The organism is Lactobacillus sp. UMNPBX17 (assembly GCF_002553735.1).
Lineage (GTDB): Bacteria > Bacillota > Bacilli > Lactobacillales > Lactobacillaceae > Lactobacillus > Lactobacillus gallinarum.
The window spans coordinates 17,108-38,532 of record NZ_PCYT01000014.1; the positions used below are offsets into that span (position 1 = coordinate 17,108).

The 21,425-nt window shown below is 37.3% G+C and carries 22 protein-coding genes; 10 read left to right on the forward strand and 12 right to left on the reverse strand.

The genetic code is table 11. The features are described from left to right. Nucleotides 1-16: 16 nt before the first annotated feature. The 3 genes from CP368_RS03695 to CP368_RS03705 are packed head-to-tail and all read right to left on the reverse strand — an operon-like array spanning nt 17 to nt 3,122. On the reverse strand, nt 17-850 hold the full coding sequence (locus CP368_RS03695) for an energy-coupling factor transporter transmembrane protein EcfT (RefSeq protein WP_098045759.1): 834 nt from the start codon (nt 848-850) through the stop codon (nt 17-19). Further along, nucleotides 843-2,552: an ABC transporter ATP-binding protein gene (locus tag CP368_RS03700; RefSeq protein ID WP_098045760.1), complete on the reverse strand. Its 1,710-nt coding sequence runs from the start codon at nt 2,550-2,552 to the stop codon at nt 843-845. The genes CP368_RS03695 and CP368_RS03700 overlap by 8 nt, the downstream gene beginning before the upstream one ends. Nucleotides 2,553-2,564: 12 nt before the next feature. Then, nucleotides 2,565-3,122 carry an ECF-type riboflavin transporter substrate-binding protein gene (locus tag CP368_RS03705; protein ID WP_098045761.1) on the reverse strand — a complete coding sequence of 186 codons (558 nt, stop codon included), beginning with the start codon at nt 3,120-3,122 and terminating at the stop codon, nt 2,565-2,567. 132 nt (nt 3,123-3,254) lie between these two features. Here CP368_RS03705 and CP368_RS03710 point away from each other — a divergent pair, with 132 nt between their 5' ends. Continuing rightward, nucleotides 3,255-3,635, forward strand: a complete 381-nt coding sequence (locus CP368_RS03710; RefSeq protein WP_025005801.1) for a DUF1828 domain-containing protein — start codon at nt 3,255-3,257, stop codon at nt 3,633-3,635. Nucleotides 3,636-3,701: 66 nt separating this feature from the next. Here the strand turns inward: CP368_RS03710 and CP368_RS10960 are convergent, their stop codons facing one another. From CP368_RS10960 to CP368_RS03720, 3 genes are read right to left on the reverse strand one after another with little or no spacing between them, the layout of a single operon-like run. After that, nucleotides 3,702-3,833: a hypothetical protein gene (locus CP368_RS10960; protein WP_255404978.1), complete on the reverse strand. Its 132-nt coding sequence runs from the start codon at nt 3,831-3,833 to the stop codon at nt 3,702-3,704. 53 nt (nt 3,834-3,886) lie between these two features. Next, entirely contained in the window at nt 3,887-4,219 is a 333-nt protein-coding gene (locus tag CP368_RS03715; RefSeq protein ID WP_087235593.1) for a transporter, read from the reverse strand. 18 nt (nt 4,220-4,237) lie between these two features. Then, a complete protein-coding gene (locus CP368_RS03720) occupies nt 4,238-5,176 on the reverse strand; it encodes a sugar-binding transcriptional regulator (RefSeq protein ID WP_025005803.1) in 939 nt (312 codons plus the stop codon). Nucleotides 5,177-5,345: 169 nt separating this feature from the next. Between CP368_RS03720 and CP368_RS03725 the strand changes: the two genes are divergently transcribed. Further along, nucleotides 5,346-6,692: a threonine/serine exporter ThrE family protein gene (locus tag CP368_RS03725; RefSeq protein WP_025005804.1), complete on the forward strand. Its 1,347-nt coding sequence runs from the start codon at nt 5,346-5,348 to the stop codon at nt 6,690-6,692. A gap of 104 nt (nt 6,693-6,796) precedes the next feature. Continuing rightward, complete coding sequence (locus tag CP368_RS03730) at nt 6,797-7,303, forward strand: YbhB/YbcL family Raf kinase inhibitor-like protein (RefSeq protein ID WP_098045762.1); 507 nt, start codon at nt 6,797-6,799, stop codon at nt 7,301-7,303. Between the two features lie 45 nt (nt 7,304-7,348). Here the strand turns inward: CP368_RS03730 and CP368_RS10570 are convergent, their stop codons facing one another. The 5 genes from CP368_RS10570 to CP368_RS03760 form a co-directional block, all read right to left on the reverse strand. Continuing rightward, nucleotides 7,349-8,104 carry an LPXTG cell wall anchor domain-containing protein gene (locus tag CP368_RS10570; RefSeq protein WP_199161329.1) on the reverse strand — a complete coding sequence of 252 codons (756 nt, stop codon included), beginning with the start codon at nt 8,102-8,104 and terminating at the stop codon, nt 7,349-7,351. Further along, nucleotides 8,101-8,562 (reverse strand): hypothetical protein, encoded by a 462-nt coding sequence (locus CP368_RS03740; protein ID WP_087176198.1) that lies wholly within the window; start codon nt 8,560-8,562, stop codon nt 8,101-8,103. The genes CP368_RS10570 and CP368_RS03740 overlap by 4 nt, the downstream gene beginning before the upstream one ends. A gap of 539 nt (nt 8,563-9,101) precedes the next feature. Continuing rightward, nucleotides 9,102-9,344: a hypothetical protein gene (locus tag CP368_RS03745; RefSeq protein ID WP_143468918.1), complete on the reverse strand. Its 243-nt coding sequence runs from the start codon at nt 9,342-9,344 to the stop codon at nt 9,102-9,104. A 34-nt stretch (nt 9,345-9,378) separates the two neighbouring features. Then, on the reverse strand, nt 9,379-9,873 hold the full coding sequence (locus CP368_RS10705) for a YSIRK-type signal peptide-containing protein (RefSeq protein WP_233185791.1): 495 nt from the start codon (nt 9,871-9,873) through the stop codon (nt 9,379-9,381). A 468-nt stretch (nt 9,874-10,341) separates the two neighbouring features. Beyond that, nucleotides 10,342-10,848 (reverse strand): aminoacyl-tRNA deacylase, encoded by a 507-nt coding sequence (locus tag CP368_RS03760; RefSeq protein WP_098045763.1) that lies wholly within the window; start codon nt 10,846-10,848, stop codon nt 10,342-10,344. 60 nt (nt 10,849-10,908) lie between these two features. Here CP368_RS03760 and prmA point away from each other — a divergent pair, with 60 nt between their 5' ends. The 6 genes from prmA (at nt 10,909) to aspS (ending at nt 18,402) form a co-directional block, all read left to right on the forward strand. Beyond that, nucleotides 10,909-11,856, forward strand: a complete 948-nt coding sequence (gene prmA / locus CP368_RS03765; protein WP_087235586.1) for a 50S ribosomal protein L11 methyltransferase — start codon at nt 10,909-10,911, stop codon at nt 11,854-11,856. A gap of 55 nt (nt 11,857-11,911) precedes the next feature. Continuing rightward, nucleotides 11,912-12,274: a hypothetical protein gene (locus CP368_RS03770; protein ID WP_025005813.1), complete on the forward strand. Its 363-nt coding sequence runs from the start codon at nt 11,912-11,914 to the stop codon at nt 12,272-12,274. A gap of 14 nt (nt 12,275-12,288) precedes the next feature. Next, nucleotides 12,289-14,529, forward strand: a complete 2,241-nt coding sequence (locus CP368_RS03775; protein ID WP_087176194.1) for a bifunctional (p)ppGpp synthetase/guanosine-3',5'-bis(diphosphate) 3'-pyrophosphohydrolase — start codon at nt 12,289-12,291, stop codon at nt 14,527-14,529. Beyond that, nucleotides 14,529-14,966 carry a D-aminoacyl-tRNA deacylase gene (gene dtd / locus CP368_RS03780; protein WP_098043666.1) on the forward strand — a complete coding sequence of 146 codons (438 nt, stop codon included), beginning with the start codon at nt 14,529-14,531 and terminating at the stop codon, nt 14,964-14,966. Before CP368_RS03775 ends, dtd begins: the two co-directional genes overlap by 1 nt. 290 nt (nt 14,967-15,256) lie before the next feature. Continuing rightward, nucleotides 15,257-16,543: a histidine--tRNA ligase gene (gene hisS, locus CP368_RS03785; protein WP_098045764.1), complete on the forward strand. Its 1,287-nt coding sequence runs from the start codon at nt 15,257-15,259 to the stop codon at nt 16,541-16,543. A 5-nt stretch (nt 16,544-16,548) separates the two neighbouring features. Beyond that, nucleotides 16,549-18,402 (forward strand): aspartate--tRNA ligase, encoded by a 1,854-nt coding sequence (gene aspS / locus CP368_RS03790; RefSeq protein WP_087235584.1) that lies wholly within the window; start codon nt 16,549-16,551, stop codon nt 18,400-18,402. 55 nt (nt 18,403-18,457) lie between these two features. Here the strand turns inward: aspS and CP368_RS03795 are convergent, their stop codons facing one another. After that, nucleotides 18,458-19,642 carry an aminotransferase class I/II-fold pyridoxal phosphate-dependent enzyme gene (locus CP368_RS03795; protein ID WP_025005817.1) on the reverse strand — a complete coding sequence of 395 codons (1,185 nt, stop codon included), beginning with the start codon at nt 19,640-19,642 and terminating at the stop codon, nt 18,458-18,460. Nucleotides 19,643-20,088: 446 nt separating this feature from the next. Here CP368_RS03795 and coaBC point away from each other — a divergent pair, with 446 nt between their 5' ends. After that, entirely contained in the window at nt 20,089-21,285 is a 1,197-nt protein-coding gene (coaBC, locus tag CP368_RS03805) for a bifunctional phosphopantothenoylcysteine decarboxylase/phosphopantothenate--cysteine ligase CoaBC (protein WP_056945428.1), read from the forward strand. The last annotated feature ends 140 nt before the right edge of the window (nt 21,286-21,425 follow it).

Genomic DNA, 21,425 nt, shown 5'->3' on the forward strand with positions numbered 1-21,425 from the left:
GCGATAGAGCTTTTTGCTACATAAATGGATTATAAAAGCGGCCATGATTCAATTGCCAGAGCAAAATCACGATTAAAATAGATAAGACTGACAATCCCATCACCCAATAATCTTCTTTCTTAAATGATTGAGCTACATACCAGGTTCTTTTCTTCTTAGAACCAAAGCGACGTAGCTGCATGGCGGTACTGATGGTATCGATTCTCTCCAGACTAGAGAAAATAAGCGGCATAATGATGTTTAAAGTTCCTTTGATTCGCTGCGATAACTTAGCTTTCTTTGACAATTCGTTGCCTCGAGTTTGCTGAGCAGCAGAGATAGCCCAATATGAATTCTGAATGTCAGGAATATAACGTAAAGCCAGCGCCACTGCGTAAGAGATCTTGTAGCTAATGCCAATTTTATTCAAACTAGCGGCGAATTGACTCGGATTGGTCGTCAACAAGAATAATAAGACGATCGGAATTGAGCAGATATATTTTAGTAGCAAGTTGAATAAATAGAAGACTTCCTGGATCGTGAGAGTGAAGTAGCCAGCATGAATGATGATGCTACGTGAATGATATATTTCTTGACCATAAGTTGGTTGAAAAAGATAAACAAAGATCAAATTTAAAATCATGAAGGCAACAATAAATTTCACGATAAAGGAAATTTGTGACCATTTAATTTGTGCTTCTTTAAATAAAATGATCGAGAAAACACAAATTGCGAGTAAGAAGCGTGTATCATAAGTGATCATACAAGCCGCCGAGACCAGCAACATGAAGATTAGCTTAGTAGTCGCGTTTAGTTGATAGATAAAGCTGGTGCCGGGCTGGTAGCCTAGAATCTGGTTTTGATCATGCATTTTGACTGGTCCTTTCTGAATCGACATAAGCGCGGACAAAGTAATTAGGATCTCTTAAATTATATTTATGAGCCAAGTCATAGAGACTAGTTCGTTTAAGAGAAGCCTTTTTAATTAAACTTTTTTCGGTTAATAATCTAATCGGTTCGGTATCCGCAATTAGTTTACCATCGGCAAAAGCCAATGAGCGATTAGTGTATTCCATCATCAGGTACATGTCATGGGTAATGATCATGATCGTCTTGCCTTGTTCATTCAACTTCTTTAAAAAGCTCATGATCTCTGTATAGGTCTTCCAATCTTGACCAGCGGTTGGCTCATCTAGGATGATGATATCAGGCTCTAGAACCAAAATAGCGGCGATGGTCACACGCTTTTTTTGACCAAAACTCAAAGCAGAAATTGGCCAATGACGGTAAGGGTAAAGACCGCAAATTTTCAAAGTCTTAAAAACCTTATCCTTGATTTCATCTTTGCTGTAACCACGTAGGCATAAACCCAAAGCAACTTCATCAAAAATCATTTTTTGCGAGATCATCTGATTAGGATCCTGCATGACATAACCAATTTTTTCAGAAATTTGTTTAATAGAATATTGCGATAGGTCGTCGTCATCAAATAAGATTTTACCTTCATTAGGAATAAAGCCACAGATCAGGCGACAAAGCGTAGTTTTGCCTGCACCATTTTGTCCTACGATGGAAACGAAATCTCCCTTGTTGATGGTAGCTGTAACGTCGCGCAGTGGATTAACTTGTAAATGGTTATAGCGGTGTCCTACGCCTTTTAATTCGAGCAGGGGCTGTTTTTCTTCTTTTTTAGAAGTCAAAGAAGCATCATCTGCCCATTTTTGTAATTTTTGTCCAATTTTTTCGTCATCAGGTAGAGCTTTTATTGAGGTGAGATCAGGAATGGCATCCAAGTCAACGCCTGCTTTGGTTAAAGCAGTTAGATAAAGTGGACTTCTTACACCGATGTCTTCTAACTTGTTTTGATGAAGCAGGTCGTTAGGTGATTTATCGGCGATAATTTTGCCATCATTGACTAAAACGACGCGGTCGATCGGTTGGCTGAGCACTTCTTCTAAACGGTGTTCAATAATAATTACTGTGGCGTTTAATTCCTTTTGAATTTGATCGATTAACGCCATCGTTTTCATCCCTGAAGCGGGATCTAAGTTGGCTAAGGGCTCGTCAAATAGCATAATAGGTGATTCATCAATCAAGACGCCAGCAAGGGCTACGGTTTGTTTTTGTCCGCCAGACAGGCTTTGCGGTGCTTGCTTTAATAAATCGCTGATCTCTAGCTTGTCAGCCCAGCGGTGAACAGTTTGTCTAATCTTGTTTTGCGGACGACAATCATTTTCTAGTGCAAAGGCGATATCTTCACCGACAGTTAAACCAATGAATTGACTGTCAGTATCCTGCAAGATAGTCGATGTAGTAAATGAGAGGTCAAAGAGGTCGGTCTCCTTGATATTTTTGCCATTAATCAAGCATTCGCCTGTAATCGTTCCTGTATCAATATTAGGAATCAAGCCATTGATGCAGCGGCCAATAGTTGACTTGCCACTACCAGATGGTCCCGCAATCAATATTTTTTCACCGCGATTAATAGTTAAATTAATGTCTTGTAGCGTCGGGAATGCCTGGCTGTCATATTTAAATGAAAAGTTTTTAAAAGTAATAATAGGTTTAGTCATGCCTAAGTCTTTCTAATCTTCTTTACGTAAACTGCCTTTTTTAATTTTGGTACCTGCATAAGCTTTTAATAAAAGCGTACCAACTATCAAGATGGTGATACCATTTGAGAGGGTGGCACTGATTCCTTGAACAAATACCTTGTTAACAGGTTCGCTATAGATGATAATGTCTCCGATAGGGGCAACGATTATCCAGGCTATGATATTGGCAATAATTTGAGTGATACTAAATAGCAAAATTTGCTTAATACCGAAAATACCATTTTTCAAATCAAGCTTTTTGCAGGCAAGGCCAATAATTAAACCAAGTACACCAGTAGCCAAAACCCAACTCCACCAGGTTTGACCATACATAATAAAATCAGATAGGGTATGGCCGATGAAACCGACCGCAAAACCGACTTTAGCACCATAAATGGCTGCGAAAAGAGCTAGGAAAGGAAAGACTAGCTCGATGTTGGTATTAGGAATAGGAGTCGGAATTGAGGTGAAGCGCGCCAGAATAACGTAGATGGCAGAACCGATCCCTATAGCGACAACATTTTTAACAGATAAACCTTGTTTTTTCATAATTTTTCTCCGATTTGTGATAATAACACCGTATAATTGGAAAGCGGTTACCGTCAAGGGGATGTAGCAGAAAAGGGTGGATATGTTACAATTAAAATTATGATAATAGTGAAGTAGTAGTTAGAGGTAAAAATGAGACAAGACGAACTTAAAAAATTAGATAATGAAATTGGCCAATATGCGGCCGATCAGACCAAAATTATTTGGGTTGATGATCAAACCATGCAAATTGCGACAATGATGATTGATTCTTATGGCGATACCGTTTATGTATGGGTAAAGGAAGATGAAGATCATTGCCGCGTAAGTGATGGCGGTCGAATTTTGTTTAAACTTGATCCTAATCAAGAAGATATGGAATTATATGAGACTGCGGCAGATATTGCTCTTGGTTCAGGTTATCAGTTTGACGAAGACCACTGTGAAATTTATGTTGATGTTGACCGCAAGAATGTAGCTCAGGCAGCAATGAAGCTGGCACAATTGCAAGTTGCCATTTCATATTTAGGCTAAAAAAATGCATCCCTTGATCTGTTTAATCAGGGATGCATTTTTTGATACAAACTTTTTCGGGCAACTTTAAACATTGCTAATCCTTCCTACATGAACATCTTCTGGTTTTTTACCGTTTAAATTAAAATCAGCGATGTCCTCGGCTAAGGCCATAATTGTTTCAACATCTGGAATACAGTCATCTACTCTAAACTCCATAATTATCACCTCTATCGTCATTGTAGATCGAATTTATCGAAAAGTTAATCTGATCATACTTTTTTCTTATTGTTATGCTGCATGAAAATAAAGAATGCAGAAATGATATTGATAATCACTGCCGGTAAGGCTAACACAGCGGTAAAACCATATAAGGCATTGCCGATTACGCCTAAGATCGGTCCTATTAATGAAATGCTTAAGTTGTGTGATTGAACGACGGCGATTGCATTAAGAATCACGCCAATCCAGGCAAAAAGATAGAAAAAGAAGGCAATTTTAGCTGTGAAATCTGCACCAAAGATTGCAAACCAGGAACAGATAAATAGACAACAGTTGATTAAATTGATTGCTCCGATCCATAGATCATATTTTGATTTTTTCATAATTATCCCCTCTAATAATTATTCTGCTTCTCGCAAAACGCGGTGGGCCAAATCATCATTAATAACCAAGTGGGTGATGATGCCGCTACGCAGAGCGCCTAATAGTGCTTTAGACTTAAAGCGATTATTAACAACGCAGAAACGTGTAGGTGTTTGCATAATGTCATTCATTGATATACCACAGATGTGTTTTTCGAAATCAGTGAAAAATTCTCCGTTGATATTATAGGGACGTCCCATAATTAATCCGGCCACTTGTTCTTCTGGAATGTTCTTAAATAGTTGCGGACCGTAATTTTTATCTAAGAATGGATTAGCCTTGAATGAATCAAGAGTTCCTAGTCCGGTAAAAAGAAGGTCTAAGTTGTGATAACAATTTTCAACTATTTTAAAGTAGGGTTCTTTCTTTAAAGCTGGAATAATTTTAGGATTTAAGATGTAAAGTGGCGTAGGCAATCCTAAGCTTTTAGCGTGGAATTTTTCTGCAGCGTCTTGGACCAAAGGATTTTTGCGGCGATTTGCATTAATGGCGTGCCCTAGGAGCTGAATGAAGTAGAGCTTATTAAAGTTTTCTTCATTAAAGTTGTTAATTACACCGCGCATTGTACTGCCCCATGTGACTCCGGCGATATGGGTATTTTGCAAATAAGTTTGAATTTGCTTAGTAGCGAAGTTGACAACAGATTCATCGTCGTTAGCATCATTTTCAGAACTTTTGAGAATAAAAGCTTCTTTTAAGCCAAAAAGCTTTTGGAATTTTCGTTCTAAAACCTGATTGCGTTTAATTCCTTGAGTAATTTTGATTTTAACGATTCCGCGCATTTCTGCATCGTCTAACGCCTTAGTGATTAAATAGCGCGATAGGTTATATTTTTGTGATATTTCTGCGATATTTAACTTGCTGAGATAAAAGTCATGTGCAATGCTAGCAAGTTGTTCATCGGTTAATTGTGCCACTATAAACCGTCCTTTATTATATGATTCATATATTCATTATAGATTTAAAATAGTAAAATGGAACGCTTATTTTTTGAAAAATATAAAATGCTTTCCGTAAATATTACTGTGTTAAAATAGAAAAGCGTATTTTAATTAATTTTAAAAATGAGGGAAAGTAATTAATCTAATGAAGGAAAAGGAACGAGAATATCATTTGTCGCAAAAACATCACATGAAGATTCTATGGGAGGAATTTTTCAAGAGTGATAATAAGACGATGGCACAGGATGCTACTCTAGTAGAAAAGGCCTCAATTGTTGGCCGAGTAGGGATTATGCTGTTAAGTTGTGGGACAGGTGCCTGGCGTGTACGTGATTCGATGGACACGATTGCAAGAACTTTAGGAATTACCTGTTCGACGGATATTGGGTTGGTTTCAATCGAGTATACCTGTTTTGACGTAGATAATGAGTCATATTCACAGACGCTATCTTTGCCAGCGACTGATGTTAATATGACTAAATTGAATGAACTAGAAAAATTCGTTCGTCAGTTTGAAGCAGGTCATGGTAATTGGAATATTGGACAGATTCACAAGCGCTTGCGTGAGATCGAAAATCAAAAATCAGCATATTCTGCAGTAATTGCGGGTCTAAGTTCCGGTTTAGCTTGTGCAGGCTTTATCTTTTTACTAGGTGGCGGCTGGCCTGAAGTTATCTGTGCCTTCTTAGGTGCAGGGGCAGGAAATTATGTTCGAGCACTCATGGGCAAGCGGAAAATGACCCTTGTAGCTAAAATCGCGGTTGCTGTAGCAGTTGCTTGTGCAGTTTACTTCTTGACATTTCACATTGGCAAGATGATTTTCCATTTGGATTATCATCATGCTTACGGCTATATTGGTGCAATGCTGTTCGTGATTCCGGGATTTCCATTCATTACTTCAGGACTGGACATGTCTAAGCTAGATATGAGATCTGGGCTTGAGAGAATGACCTATGCGCTTTTGATCATTACGATTGCCACCATGTCAGGGTGGGCAGTGGCTACGATTTTGAATTTGCATCCGGGTTCCATGCTTAAGTTGAGCATTAATCCGGGGATGCTAACATTCTTGCGCTTAATTGCCAGCTTCTGCGGGGTATTTGGCTTCTCAATTATGTTTAATAGTCGTCCGAATATGGCCGCAACTGCCGCAATTATGGGTGCGATGGCTAATACTTTACGACTGAGTCTAGTTGATTACGCTCATATGGCACCGGCTTTAGCAGCCTTTATTGGAGCTCTTGTTTCCGGGCTTTTGGCAAGTATTGTTAGACAAAAAGTTGGTTTCCCACGAATTGCGATTACTGTTCCTTCAATCGTAATTATGGTGCCAGGACTATATATGTACCGCGCAGTGTTCAACTTCGGTATTACTAACATTAACATCGGTGCTTACTGGATTACTGAAGCATTGATGATTGTCATTGCACTTCCTTTTGGGCTGCTTGCCGCACGTATCTTAACAGACAAGAAGTGGAGACATGCGGATTAATAAAGTTGAATAGCAAAAAAGAGTCAGATTTTTCTGGCTCTTTTAATCTGCTTTTGATAACCTTTTTGAGTTAAGGACTAATATAATGAACATGAGGTGATAATATGAAAATTGAAGTACCAACAATGAACGGTTACTTATTTGATCGTTATAGCAAATTCGCACCTGCAGATCAAAAAATTGAAGGTAAGCCTAGCCGCTCTTTTCCCATTTTTGTTTCTGACGTGCCTAAAGATGCAAAAAACTTAGCAGTTTGTTTTTATGATTATGATTCAGTTCCAGTTTGTGGTTTTACTTGGATTCATTGGTTAGCTGCAAACTTGCCAGTCAAAGATATTCCCGCTGATATTAGTCAACATCATCAAAATATTGATTTTGTTCAAGGTTATAACAGCAATATTAGTAAGTTTTTGCCCAAAGATTCAGGACCGGTATTGGGCTACACAGGTCCTATGCCATCAGATAAGACGCATAATTATTCATTAACAGTCTATGCCTTGGATGATGAATTGGAATTAAAAGATGGTTATTATCTAAATGAATTTTTAGCCAAAGTGAAAGATCACATTATTGCTAAGACAACTATTGAAATTCCAAGTCGTGCTAAATAAAAATAAGACCCCTGATATTTCAGGAGTCTTATTTTATGCTTTTATTTAATCCTTGCGCTTTTTAATAGCAAGTCCCATTAAACCAGCTACAGCTGCTAAGCTTAATCCAATTACGCCTAAGTTAGACTTCTTTTCACCAGTTTCTGGAAGAGTGTTGGTGGAAGCAGAGTTATGGTCTGCTTTTGAAGAGGTCAAACTTTGGTTAGTAGGGATATTCTGACCCTTTGGTCCAATATTGTGGTTGTAGTCTTCGCCCTTTGGAACGTAGTTAAAGCTGTAGTCTCTCTTCTTGTTGTGGTCTAAATTTTCACCATTTGGATTATGGTTAGAACTCCATGAGTGATTCTTCTTTGGAGTACGTTTCTTGTGTTTAGGCGTTTTAGTTGGAGTAGGAGTTACAGGCTTATCTAGTTCTGGAGTTGGCTTAGGAGTTGGTTTAGGAGTTGGTTTAGGTTCGGGCTTCTTAGGTTGTGACTTGGGCTCTGGTTTAGGTTCTGGTCCTGGAGTAGGGATAACTACAGCATATGGAACTTGAATACCAATTACGCCATTTTCTGGTAAGTTGGTGATTTCATCATTAGTAAATGGAATTACTTTGATTTTACCATTTTCGCCTTTGACAATTAGAGCTTGTTCACTTTCATGCTTACCAGTGTTATCAGTAATGATAAATTTACCATTAGGATCAATGGTATAACCATCATCTAATTCTTGGTAAAGATCTTTAAATGGAATTGCTTTGAATGAAAGACCATTGTTATTAGTGCTAGTCTTCTTAGCATCAAGTGACCAATTAGTCAATCCTTTTTGGCACCGGTAACCAGATCAACATCTTGGATTCGAACAAAGTAAAGATCATAGTCTTTAGGTTGGAAACGATCTGGAACAGGTTGACCTTGCTTTGGACCATTTTCGTAGTAGTAAGATACGCGTTCTTTGACTGACTTATATTGGTGATCAGTGCGAACTGCATGGTAAAGGTAAACGTAATAATTCTGATCGTTTGGATTCTCTGTGTTGTCAAAGGACAAATCTTTGCTATTCCATGCATTCACACCGTTGTTACCTTTAAAGTTTTTCTCGCTGAGGTTAAAAGTGAACTTATTGCCTAATGATTTTACATGATTAGATTGTTGCCCCTCAGTAGCCTCTTTATCAAATTGATACCCTAATCCTTTTAAGTATCCGATAACTGATTGAGTTCGATTTGTAACAGTTGTATTAGGGATGCCGTTTTGATAATTTTGAGGATCAGCCAATTTAGAAGCATCGACTTTATTATTAGAATTATGGGTGATTTCAGCATTAGTGTCTTCATCAATATAATGAACAGTGATGTTTTCATGAAGAGTATAAGGTATCCAAACGTTGATTTGAGCAGAACCTTGATTATTGTTTTTAGCAACTAAACTGCTTAAGAAATCAGAAGATGGGGTAATTGCTGAAATACCATTAGAATCAGCAGTAACTTTAAATCCATCCTCAGTACCAATAATATGTACTACACCATTCTTGTTCAGGTAATAGTTATCAGAAATTTGATTCTTAATAATACCGTTATCATATGAGATAGCAGGGAAGGATTGATTGTCTTGGACTGACCAATCTGACCATTTAGTAGAAGTGCCGTTAGGATCCTCAACTAAATCAATGGTTCTTGTTCTGGTATATGAAACTGAAGCTGTGTAGTTAGGGGATGCTGTTTCAGCATTTGCTGGAACTACCGCATTAGGATCACTGATGCCTGTAAAGTTTTGAGCTTTAGGACCAATTTCGTAGTAGCCTTTGATTACTTCATTTACAGTAGCAGTTTGTGCTTGTTTTTCTGTTTTTCTGTAACTATTTCTTTAGGCATAACAGATGCAGTTATGTCAAACTTGCCATGATCATAATTATTTTTTGCAGTTAATTCGAAAAGACCTTTTCCTTTATTTGATATTTCAAATTTAGATGATGAATCATCAGCAAGCGGTGTTTGATCATAGTTAAAGTTTTGAACTGATCCAAATTGTACGGAATATTTATCCCCCTTTTTTAACATCTTGAAATTCAGGACTAGTAACTTCAACTTTGACCTAACCTTGACCACCGATGACAGAGTGCTTTTGTTGGTCTTCAGTTGAAGTATCATAAATAGTCTCTACCTTAGTAGAATTATCTAAATTCCTTTGAGTTTTATTTTCTGCTAATAATTTAGGATCAGTTAATGAAGGCTGTTTTTTAATCTTTAAAGTAGCAGTTGCTTCATCATTTTTACTTGCAGCAGTTTGTTCATTAGCTGCAGTAGAATTATTTTCTTCCTTTACTTGTTGAGACTGACTAGGTTGATCAACTTTTTCTACATGTTCATCTTGATTTGGAGTTGATTGAGATTGACTATCAACTTCTTCAGTTTTTGCCTCTGAAGTTTGAGTATTATTTTCAACATCAGCATGAACAAGTTGACCATTACTTAAGAAAAAGGTAGTGCCGAGAGCAACAGCAGCTAAACCAACAGATAATTTTCTAAAACTAAATTTTTGCTTACCGTTAAGTTTAGCGTTGAAGCTTAAATCATTTTTATGTTTCATTCCTTAAACTCCTTGTATTTTAGAAATTTGAAAGATTAGATATTAAAAGTTATATAACGTTTATTATCAGCTTTAACACTTTTAACTTAGCACAAAAAATAACAATGATACTCAATAATTGTAATTCTTTTGTAAAACTAATAATCTGTAAAAAGCGAGTCGACTAACCATAAGAAAATAATATTAGAAAAATTACTTTAATTTAATAACAGAGGGCAAATAAAAAGAGCAACATCAAGCTGCTCTTTTTATATCAGTAATATGTTATCAATTTTATTTTTGGTTAATTCGAAATCGCCACTGCTGTAACAACAAATGCAGCAAGCATAGCAACTGTAAAACCAACAATTCCTAATAATATATTCAATTCAGTCATCTTCTTCTATATCTGTCATGTTTCTATATGTGGTACATGAATAGTTTAACATAAAACGAAGATGATGACTCAATTATTTGAAAGCGTTTTTATTATTTTAAATCGACAAAAGGTGCATGACAGAATCTTGCCAAGTCTTCAGGATTTAAGAAAACGCTTCTACCTAATTCACCACTTGAAACGGCAATTTCTTCGTTGCCTTTCATAGAATCATCTAGATAAATAGGTAGTTTTTCTTTGAAGTAAATGCCAATTGGCGTATTAGCTCCATGAACATAGCCAGTAGTTTTAGCTAATTTCTTCAAAGGAAGCATTTCACACTTTTTGTTGCCAGAAACTTTGGCTAATTTTTTCATGCTTAAGTGCTCTGTAATTGGAACAACACCAACTAATGGACCAGTTTTATTTCCTTCACAGACTAACGTTTTGTAGACTAAATGCTCTTTGTCTTCTAGAATAGAAGTGTCCATCTGTGCAACGCCACCTTTATCTTTGGTGACTGCAAATGAAGCTTGACGATATTTGATCTTATTTTGATCTAAGATCTTTTCAACTAAAGTTTTTTCAAGTTTGTTTTTTTTATTCTTTTTCTTTGACATATTTATCACCTTTATCATGATAGCATTGTACAAAGAAAATCCCAAAAGGAGATTACTATAATGAAATTATTAATTATTAAAATCGATACTAGTCAAGAAGTAGAAGATGCTTTAAGCATTTATGCTATGGATAATTTGAATGCCTTAGGCGTTGAATCTAGAAACCGCAGCGATTTTGAACAAGCTGGCTGGCTACATGATTCAACTGTTGTTGATATGGACGATATCAAGGATTTGCCTAAAGATACTTATTTCTACGCATACTTTGATGAAGAAGCAGATAAAGATGAATTGGCTAAAAAGTTCCAAGAAAAGATGCAAGAACTTAAGGGCTATGGTCTTAATATTGGGGATGCCAAAATTACTACCTCTTATATTGAAGACCAAGATTGGAACACGGCTTGGCAAAAGTACTACCATGTGATCAACTTCTCTCGTCACTTGGCTATTGTTCCTAAATGGGAAGACTATAAGCCTGCCTTTAAGGATCAACAATTAATTAAGCTTGATCCAGGTTTGGCCTTTGGTACCGGTAATCACAAGACTACTCAATTAGCAATGATGGGGCTTGAACGCGCAATCGTTAAGAAGCCAATTAGCGTAGTTGATGTAGGTACTGGTTCAGGTATCTTGGCAATCGCTGCTTCAAAACTTGGTGCAACAGACATTTTAGCTACTGATATTTCTGATGAATCAATGACCGCCACAGAACAAAACTCAGCTTTAAATGATATTAAAAATATTCGTGTTCAAAAAACTAGCTTATTAGCAGATGTAAATGGAAAATTTGATATTATCGTGGCTAATATTTTAGCTGAAATTTTACTTGAACTTATTCCGCAAATGGATGCTCACTTAAATGAAGGTGGACAGGTTATCTTCTCAGGAATTGATTACTTACAATTGCCTAAGATTGAAAAATCATTAGATGAAAATGGTTTTAAGATTGATCTTACCATGAAGCAAGGTCGTTGGGTTGGACTTGCTATCACTAGAAAAGAAAAATAATCGTGGTAAAATATTATCAATTAAATTAAACTTTGATGAGAGGCACGAATTTTTAATGAGAAAAATAGGGGATAAAATTAAGAACATTCCGATAATCAAAAAATTAAACACCTATCAATGGATGCCGCTTATCTGGTGGAGTATTTTAGTGGCAATCTTGCCTTACATTTCAAGTCTTCTTCACGTGTCAATTGTTTGGCGTGAGGGAATATTATTTATGATAATTAATAGTTTGATCGCTTATCATGTTGGTAATTTAATCTTGAAATTAAAGCTTAAAAAATGGTGGCTTTTATTGTTGCCGATCATTTTTTGCTTAGCAATTCTGCCTAAATTTGCTTTATATAATTTAATGTTTGGCTTGATTTATCTAATAATTGAAGCCTTTGGCTTAATGAATAAAAATATTTACCGTTAGAAGGGATGACCAGAATGTCTAAATACATTGAAATGACGCATGATCAAGTGATTGATACTTGTAAAAAGTATATGAATGATGATCAGGTTGCTTTTGTAGAGAAGGCATATGAATTTGCAAATAAAGCACATGCTGGCCAAAAACGGGCATCCGGACAACCTTATATTATTCACCCAACGCAAGTTGCAGGAACTTTGGCTACGCTTGGCCTAGATCCGGATACAATTGCTGCAGGTTTTTTGCATGATACTGTTGAGGATACACCGGTTACCAATGATGAATTAAAGGAAAAATTTGGCGAAGACGTTGCTTTTATTGTCGATGGTGTAACCAAATTAAACAAATATGAGTACAAGTCTCACCAAGAATTTTTAGCAGAAAATCACCGTAAAATGTTAATTGCGATGGCTAAAGATTTGAGAGTAATCATGGTTAAGTTGGCCGATCGTTTGCATAATATGCATACTTTGCAACATTTGCGTCCTGATAAGCAACGCCGGATCGCCTCAGAAACAATGGATATCTATGCACCACTAGCTGATAGATTAGGTATTGGTACTATCAAGTGGGAATTGGAAGATATGAGTTTCCACTACTTAAATCCTGAGGCTTACTACCGCATCGTTAACTTAATGGATGTTAAAAGAAGTCAAAGAGAAAAGTATATCGCTGATACCATTAAGACTCTGAGAAAGACCTTGGATGAATTAGGCATTAAGTATGAAATCTATGGTCGTCCTAAGCATATTTACTCCATTTATAAAAAGATGGTTAATAAGCATAAGGATTTTGATGAAATCTACGATTTGCTTGCTGTCCGAGTAATTGTGAAAAATGTCCGTGATTGTTATGCTGTTTTAGGTGCTGTGCATACAGAATGGAAGCCAATGCCTGGGCGTTTTAAAGATTATATTGCTATGCCAAAGGTTAACGGCTATCAATCCTTGCATACAACTATCATTGGACCTGGCGGTCGTCCACTAGAAATTCAGATTAGAACTGAACAAATGCATGAGGTTGCTGAATACGGTGTTGCCGCACACTGGGCATACAAACGTGGTAACTTCACTGGTGTGCAAGAAAGCTCTTCTGGTGAAAAGCTAGACATGGTTCGTGAAATTCTTGAATTGAAGGATGAAACTAAAGATGCCGGCGAATTCATGAAGTCAGTTAAGAGTGATATCTTCTCTGACCGTGTTTACGTCTTCACACCAAAGGGTGAAGTTTACGAATTGCCAAAGGGTTCTGTAACTTTGGACTTCGCATACGCAATTCACACCCAAGTAGGTAGCCATGCGGTTGGTGCCAAAGTAAATAACAAGTTGGTTCCACTTGACTACAAGTTGAGAAACGGTGACGTCATTGAAATTATGACGCAAACTAATGCCACTCCTTCACGTGACTGGGCCGATATGGTTAAGACCTCAAGAGCACGTAACAAGATCCGTCGTTACTTCAGAGGCCAAGACCGTGAAGAAAGCACCACTCACGGTGAACAAATGGTAGCTAATATGATTCGTGAAGAAGGACTTGCTCCTAAAGACTTCATGGATAAAGAGCACGTTGAAAAATTGTTGGATCACTTTAACTACCATACTGAGGAAGAATTGTATGCTGCAGTTGGTTTTGGTGATTTATCAGCTCAAGCCGTAGTTAACCGGTTAACGGTTGACTTGCGTCGTGAAGATGAGAAGCAAAAGCAAAAAGAATTAGAAGAAAAGATCCTTAATTCTGGTCAGCAGTCTATTCAAGATGAGCAACCAAAGAAAAACTCTAGTTCTACAATGAAGGTCAAGCATAAGAATGGCGTCATGATTCAAGGCGTTAGTGATTTGATGCTTCATTTAGCTAAATGTTGTAACCCTGTTCCTGGTGACAAGATCATCGGTTATGTTACTAAAGGCCGCGGAGTGACTATCCATAGAACCGATTGTAGAAATATTACTAAGGAAGCAGAAGAGCAAGGCCGTTTAATTGATGTTGAATGGGAGAATGTTGAAGAAAACAGCGTTCAATCATTTAATGCGAATATCGAAGTCTTTGGCTACAATCGTTCTAACTTGCTCAGTGATGTAATTAATAAGTTGAATTCACTTACTAAGAATATTAATAATATTTCAGGTAAGGTTAATGAAGACAACATTACTCATATGTATGTGACAGTTGCAGTTAAGAATTCACAGCAGCTTGATGAGATTTTAAGCAAGTTGCGTGATATTCCAGATGTTTATGAAACTAAGAGGTCAGATAATTAATGCGAGTTGTAATTCAGAGAGTTAACCATGCTCAAGTAAATATCGACGGTAAAACCGTTGGTAAAATTGGCAAGGGTTTTATGTTATTAGTCGGCATCAAAAATGGGGATGAACTTCCAGTTGTGAAAAAAGCAGCTGATAAGATTGCCAAGATGCGTATTTTTGAAGATGAAAATGGTAAGACTAATTTATCTTTGAAAGATGTTGGCGGTGAAATTTTGAGTGTTAGTCAATTTACGCTAATGGCTAACACTAAGAAGGGTAACCGTCCTAGCTTTGTCGATGCTATGCGTCCACCTAAGTCTAAGGAATTGTGGGAAGATTTCAATAAAGAACTTGAGCAAGATGGCTTCCATGTTGAGACCGGTGAGTTTGGTGCTGACATGCAAGTTAGCTTAGAAAACGATGGTCCATTCACAATTGTGTTAGATCTTTAGAGAAAATCGCTTTCAAAGGTTGACTTTAATACAATAAAAATATAAGCTAAAAAAGAATTATCGATGACAAAGAATGAAGATTAGCAAAGATCTATTTAAAGAGACTGCTCATTGTGGTGAGAGAGCAGATAGATTGCGGTCTGTGACACCTTTAACAGATAATGGATCGTCTGGCGAGCGTTAATCGCAGCAACCAAAAAGGTGGTACCGTGCTAATTTGAGCGCCCTTGATTTAGTTCAAGGGCGCTTTTTTTATTATTAAAGTTATCAAAATAAAAAAGGATGATTAAATGAGAGTACAAAAACCAAAAGGTACAGTCGATATTTTGCCTGAACAATCCGGTTCATGGCAAAAGGTCGAAGAAACTGCAAGAAATTTCTTCAACCGCGCCAACTACCGTGAAATTCGTACGCCAAGTTTTGAAAATTACGAAATTTTCTCACGTTCAAGCGGCGATAGTTCTGAAATCGTAGAAAAGCAAATGTATGACTTCAACGATAAAGGTGGTCGTCATATTGCTCTTCGTCCAGAAGGAACTGCCGGCGTAGTTCGTGCCTACGTTGAAGACAAGATGTACGCACCAGAAGTAGTAAAGCCATTTAACGTATTTTACATGGAATCTACTTTTAGATATGAACGTCCTCAAGCAGGTCGTCAACGTGAATTCCACCAAATCGGTGTAGAAAGTTTTGGTTCAAGCAATCCACTTTCTGATGTTCAAACCATTATGATGGGTCACGATTTGCTTGCAGAATTGGGCGTTAAGAACTACCAACTTCACATCAACACTTTGGGAAATGAGCAAGTTCGTAAAGATTATCACGATGCATTAGTAAATTACTTCACTCCAGTTAAGGACGAATTATCAGAAGATTCTCAAAGAAGATTACGTGATAATCCTCTTCGTATCTTGGATTCTAAGGATGATTGTGATAAGAAGTTCTTACCAGATGCACCTAAGATTCGTGATTTCTTGGATGATAATTCTAAGGCTAACTTTGAATCAATCTTGAAGATGCTTGATCAATTAGGTATTGATTATGTGATTGATGATGATTTGGTTCGTGGTCTTGATTATTACACCGGCGTTATTTTCGAGTTCATGGTTGAAGATAAGAGTCTTTGGGAATCAGCAACTACCATTTTGGGTGGTGGTCGTTACGATCATTTGGTTGAAGAATTCAATGGTCCACAAACTCCAGCTGTAGGTTTTGGTATTGGTGAAGAAAGATTAATGCTTGTTCTTGAAAAGCAAAATCCAGCTTTGTTTGAAAATAAAGGCATTGATTTCTTCATTACTAATATCGGTGATGGCACTGCTCAAAAGGCTATCGAAATTGCTAGAAGCTTGCGTAAGCAAGGCTTTGAAGCTGATTTTGATGTTAACCAGAAGAAGCTTAAGGGCCAATTCAAGAAGGCTGACCGTGAAGGTGCCAAGTATGTAATCACTTTAGGTGAAAAAGAACTTGAAAATGGCATCTTGAATGTTAAGCGTTTAGCTGACGGTAAGACCATTGATCTTAGCCTTGAAGATATTAATGATATGAATAAAGTAATGAAAGAATTAAAGGACTAGTAATAATGGAAAAAATCGAAAAAAGAACAGATTATTGTGGCAATATTACTGAAAAATATATTGGTGAAAATGTAAACCTTTATGGTTGGGTACAACGTGTACGTAACCTTGGTAACTTGGTATTTATCGATTTACGTGACCGTGCAGGTATCGTACAAATTGTTGTTAACAAGGACTCTGGTAAGAAGTTAATGGACATTGCAGACTCACTTGGTAATGAATACGTACTTCAAGTTAAGGGTAAGGTAGTTAAGCGTTCAGAAGTAAATCCTGACATGAAGACTGGTCAAGTTGAAGTTGACGCAACTGATATTATTGTTTTGAACAAGGCTAAGAACCCTCCATTTGAAATTAAGAATGGCGTTGAAATTTCAGAACAAACTAGATTGAAGTATCGTTACCTTGACCTTCGTCGTCCAGAAGTTCAACAAGCTATTATCTTACGTTCAAAGATTTTGCGTGCTACTCACGAATTCTTTGATGAAAATGGCTTTATCGATATTGAAACTCCAATTTTAGGTAAGTCATCTCCAGAAGGTGCGCGTGACTACTTAGTTCCATCAAGAATTTACCCAGGTAGCTTCTACGCACTTCCACAATCACCACAATTGTTCAAGCAATTGCTCATGGGTGCTGGCTTTGACAAGTACTACCAATTGGCTCGTTGTTTCCGTGACGAAGACCTTCGTGGTGACCGTCAACCAGAATTTACTCAAATCGATATGGAAATGTCATTTGCAGACGAAGAAACTATTCAAGGCTACACTGAAGGTCTTTTGAAGAAGATTATGAAGGACGTTAAGGGCATCGACCTTAAGACTCCAATTAAGCGTATTTCATGGACCGATTCAATGAACAAGTACGGTTGTGATAAGCCTGATACTCGTTACGGTATGCTTATTCATGACTTGAGCCCAATCTTTAAGGACAGCGACTTCAAAGTCTTCTCAGGTGCAATCGCTGATGGCGGTTTTGTTAAGGGTATCGCTGTTAAGAATGGTGCTAAGGAATACTCACGTAAGAAAATCGACCAAAAGGCAGAATTCATCAAGCGTTTCCATGCAAAGGGCTTAGCTTGGGTTAAGTTTGAAGGTGGCGAATTCTCAGGTCCTGTTGCTCGTTTCTTAACTGACGAAAACAAGGAAGCTTTGAAGAAAGAATTCGATCTTGAAGGCGGAGAATTAGTTGTATTCATCGCTGATAAGTGGAAGGTCTGCTGTGACAGTTTGAACCACCTTCGTCGTGAATTTGCTAAGGAAACTGGCATTATTCCAAAGGGCGTTTACGACTTTGTTTGGGTTGTTGACTGGCCATTATTCGAATACGATGAAGGTCTTGGTCGTTGGGTAGCAGCTCACCACCCATTCACTATGCCAGACGACAAGGGTGTAGAACTTTTGACTACTGAACCACACAAGGCACATGCTCGTAGTTACGATATCGTAATGAACGGTGACGAAATGGGTGGTGGATCAATCCGTATCCACAAGCGTTCAATCCAAGAAAACATGTTCAAGGCATTAGGCTTTACTGAAAAGCGTGCTTATGAACAATTCGGTTACTTGCTTGACGCCTTAGACATGGGCTTCCCACCTCACGCAGGTTTGGCAATCGGTCTTGACAGATTCGCTATGATGCTTGCTGATAAGGACAACATCCGTGACGTATTGGCATTCCCTAAGAATGCTAGTGCTTCAGAACCTATGATGCACGCTCCAGCTCCAGTTGCAGATCAACAATTGAATGACTTGGGTATTGAAGTTGAAGCTAAGTATGAAGATAGTGTCAAGGCAGCTGAAAAGCGTCTTGAAGATTTAGCCGCTGAAGATGCTAAAGAAAACTCAACTTGGAATAAGTAGAATAAAAGACAAATAAAAAAGAGCGATCGTTGGATCGCTCTTTTTTAGTATGGATTTATAAGTTATTAACAAAGTCAGTAATTCGACGAAGACTTTCTTGTAATTGCTCAGTTGATGAAGCGTAGGAAAGTCGAACGTATCCCTCGCCACCTTTACCAAAGTAACGGCCAGGGGTAACACCAACTTTTGCTTTTTGAGCTAATTCATATGCAAAGGTTTCATCATCAGTACCATATTTTTCAGGAATCTTGGCAAAGATGTAAAAGGCACCTTGTGGAGTGGCCATTTCAAAGCCTAACTTCTCCAAACCAGTTTGCATAAATTGCAAGCGACTTTCATAAATCTTGCGTGATTGAATTGGATTATCTTGGCCATTATTTAAAGCTTCTACAGCAGCCATTTGAACATTGTCTGTTACTGAGGTTACTAAAAAGGCATTGATTTTGCGAATGCTTTGCATGATTTGCTTTGGACCAGCAATATAACCTAAACGCCAACCAGTCATTGCATATGCCTTAGATAAACCTGAAATAAGGATGTTGTGCTCAGGAATATATTCTGAAAGTGAATGGTGTTCGGCATTGCCGTAAACTAATTCAGCGTAGATTTCATCAGTGACAGAGAAGATCTTATATTCTTTAATAACTTCAGCTAAAGCCTTCAATGTCTCTGCTGGGTAAACACGGCCGGTTGGATTAGATGGATCAGTTAAGATGATTGCTTTTGCGCCTTTACCACGACCCTCTAAAACATGACGCAAATGTTCAGGGGTTAAAATAAAGCCATCTTTCTTAGTATCAATCTGAACAGGGATTGCACCAGTCATCTTAATTAATTGGAAATATAATGCCCATACAGGAGTAGGTACTAAAATCTTATCACCAGGATTTAACAAGGTCATAAATACATCGTTTAAAGCACCAGTAGCTCCGACAGTAACGCAAATTTCGCTTTTTGGATCATAATGAACACCGATTGAACGGTCAAGATAGTTGCTGATGGCGTCAAGAAGTTCCGGCTTTCCGGCTTGAGGAGCATAGTGCGAATCATCAGCTTGAATATCAGCGATGGCCGCTTGCTTAACATGTTCAGGTGTAGCAAGGTCAGGCTCACCGATAGTTAATTTGATAATACTAGGGATACCTGAAACCTTTTGATCAAATGCCCGAATTTTTGAAGCAGATAAATTATTAAGTCTTTTGTTAATAATTGAATTTAAATCATTAGATAAATTTGGCATATATGAAGTTCCTTTCTGTATTACTTAAATTTTATAGGACCAATTTATATATGACAACCTTTTTATATGCAAATTAAAAAAGAAATGAACCTAGTCATTTCTTTGAATGCTCCAAAATTTGGTTTGGATTAATATAGATCGTTTTTTTGGTAGATAAATCTTTTAATCTTAATGGTGAATAAGGAATCATTTTGCTAATTTGAGGCTTTTTAAGAAAAATCGGTTCGTCAACTACTTTAATTGTTTTAACCTTGGGATATGAAGTTGCTTGTTTATTAAAACTACAGGATGAAAGGGTAATCAATAATAGACAAGAAACTATTATCTTTGCTATGAATCTCACTTTTTTATTTTATCCTCCAAAATCTAACCCCTATAAATTATTCTACTATTTTCTGGAATGAGATAAAATGAAAACGAATGATTTTAGAAGAGGAACAAAAGAAATGACACGAATAACAGTTTATTTAACAGGCGGAATTGCGGCTTATAAAGCTGTTCAAGTCGTTCGTAATTTAGAAAAACAAGGGCATGATGTTTGGGTAGTGATGACCAAAAATGCAGAGCATTTTGTAACGACTAATACTTTGGCAGCTTTAACAAAATATCCGGTTTTAGATGATTTATGGGAAAAAGAAAATGAGGCTAGCATCCCTCATGTGCACTTAGCGCGTTGGAGTCAATTAGCTTTGGTTGTCCCTGCAACAGCAAACTTTATCAGTAAAATGGCTAATGGAATTGCAGATGATGCAGCTAGTACAACTATTTTGGCAACAAAAGCACCTAAATTAGTTGTGCCTGCTATGAATGATCAAATGTGGAATAATCCTGCAACCAAGCGCAATGTATCACTTTTAAAAAGAGATGGCGTTCATGTAATGGAACCAGCCACAGGGATGCTTGCTGAAGGTTATGTTGCTAAAGGCAGAATGCCTGAACCTGAAGAAATTACAGCTTGGGTAGAGAATATCTTGAATCAAAATAAGATCCTGAAAAATAAAACAGTCATAGTAACAGCTGGTGGAACACAAGAGGCAATCGATCCAGTTCGTTTTATTGGCAATCGTTCAAGTGGAAAAATGGGGATTGCTATAGCCCAAGAAGCAGCAGATGCTGGTGCACAAGTAAAGTTGATTTATGGCAATGTTTCAGTTGAACTACCTAAGGCAGGCAATATTGAATTGATTCATGCAGCAAGTAGTGAAGAGATGTTAACTGCAGTGAAGAGAGAATTTGAGCAGGGGGATGCTTTGGTTATGGCTGCAGCGGTAGCAGATTGGCGAATGGCAAAGGTGGCCGACCATAAATTAAAGAAAGATCCTGAGCAAAATACTTTATCTTTAACTCTAGTAAAAACTAAGGATATTTTGCGTGAAGTCGCGCGTCATAAAAAGGCAAATCAAGTAGTAGTTGGCTTTGCAGCGGAAACGAATGATTTACTTAAAAACGCACAAAAGAAATTAATGAGTAAGGGTGCAGATATGATTGTAGCCAATGATGTTTCGAAGAATGTTTTTGGTAATGATCAAGACCAAGTCGTTATTTTAGAGCAAAACAATACAAGGATAGATAAATGGCCATTGATGTCTAAGCAGGCAATTGCGAAGGGTTTAATAAAAAAGATCGCCGATAAGCTCAAATAATATTCATATACACATTATTTTGAAGGATAATGTAACACCTTTGTAAAATAACGCATGAAATTATGTGCAAGTGCTTTAGATGCCTTACTTTTTAGCTGGTAAAAATAACATCTCAAAAATAACATCTTAATTTACTAGAT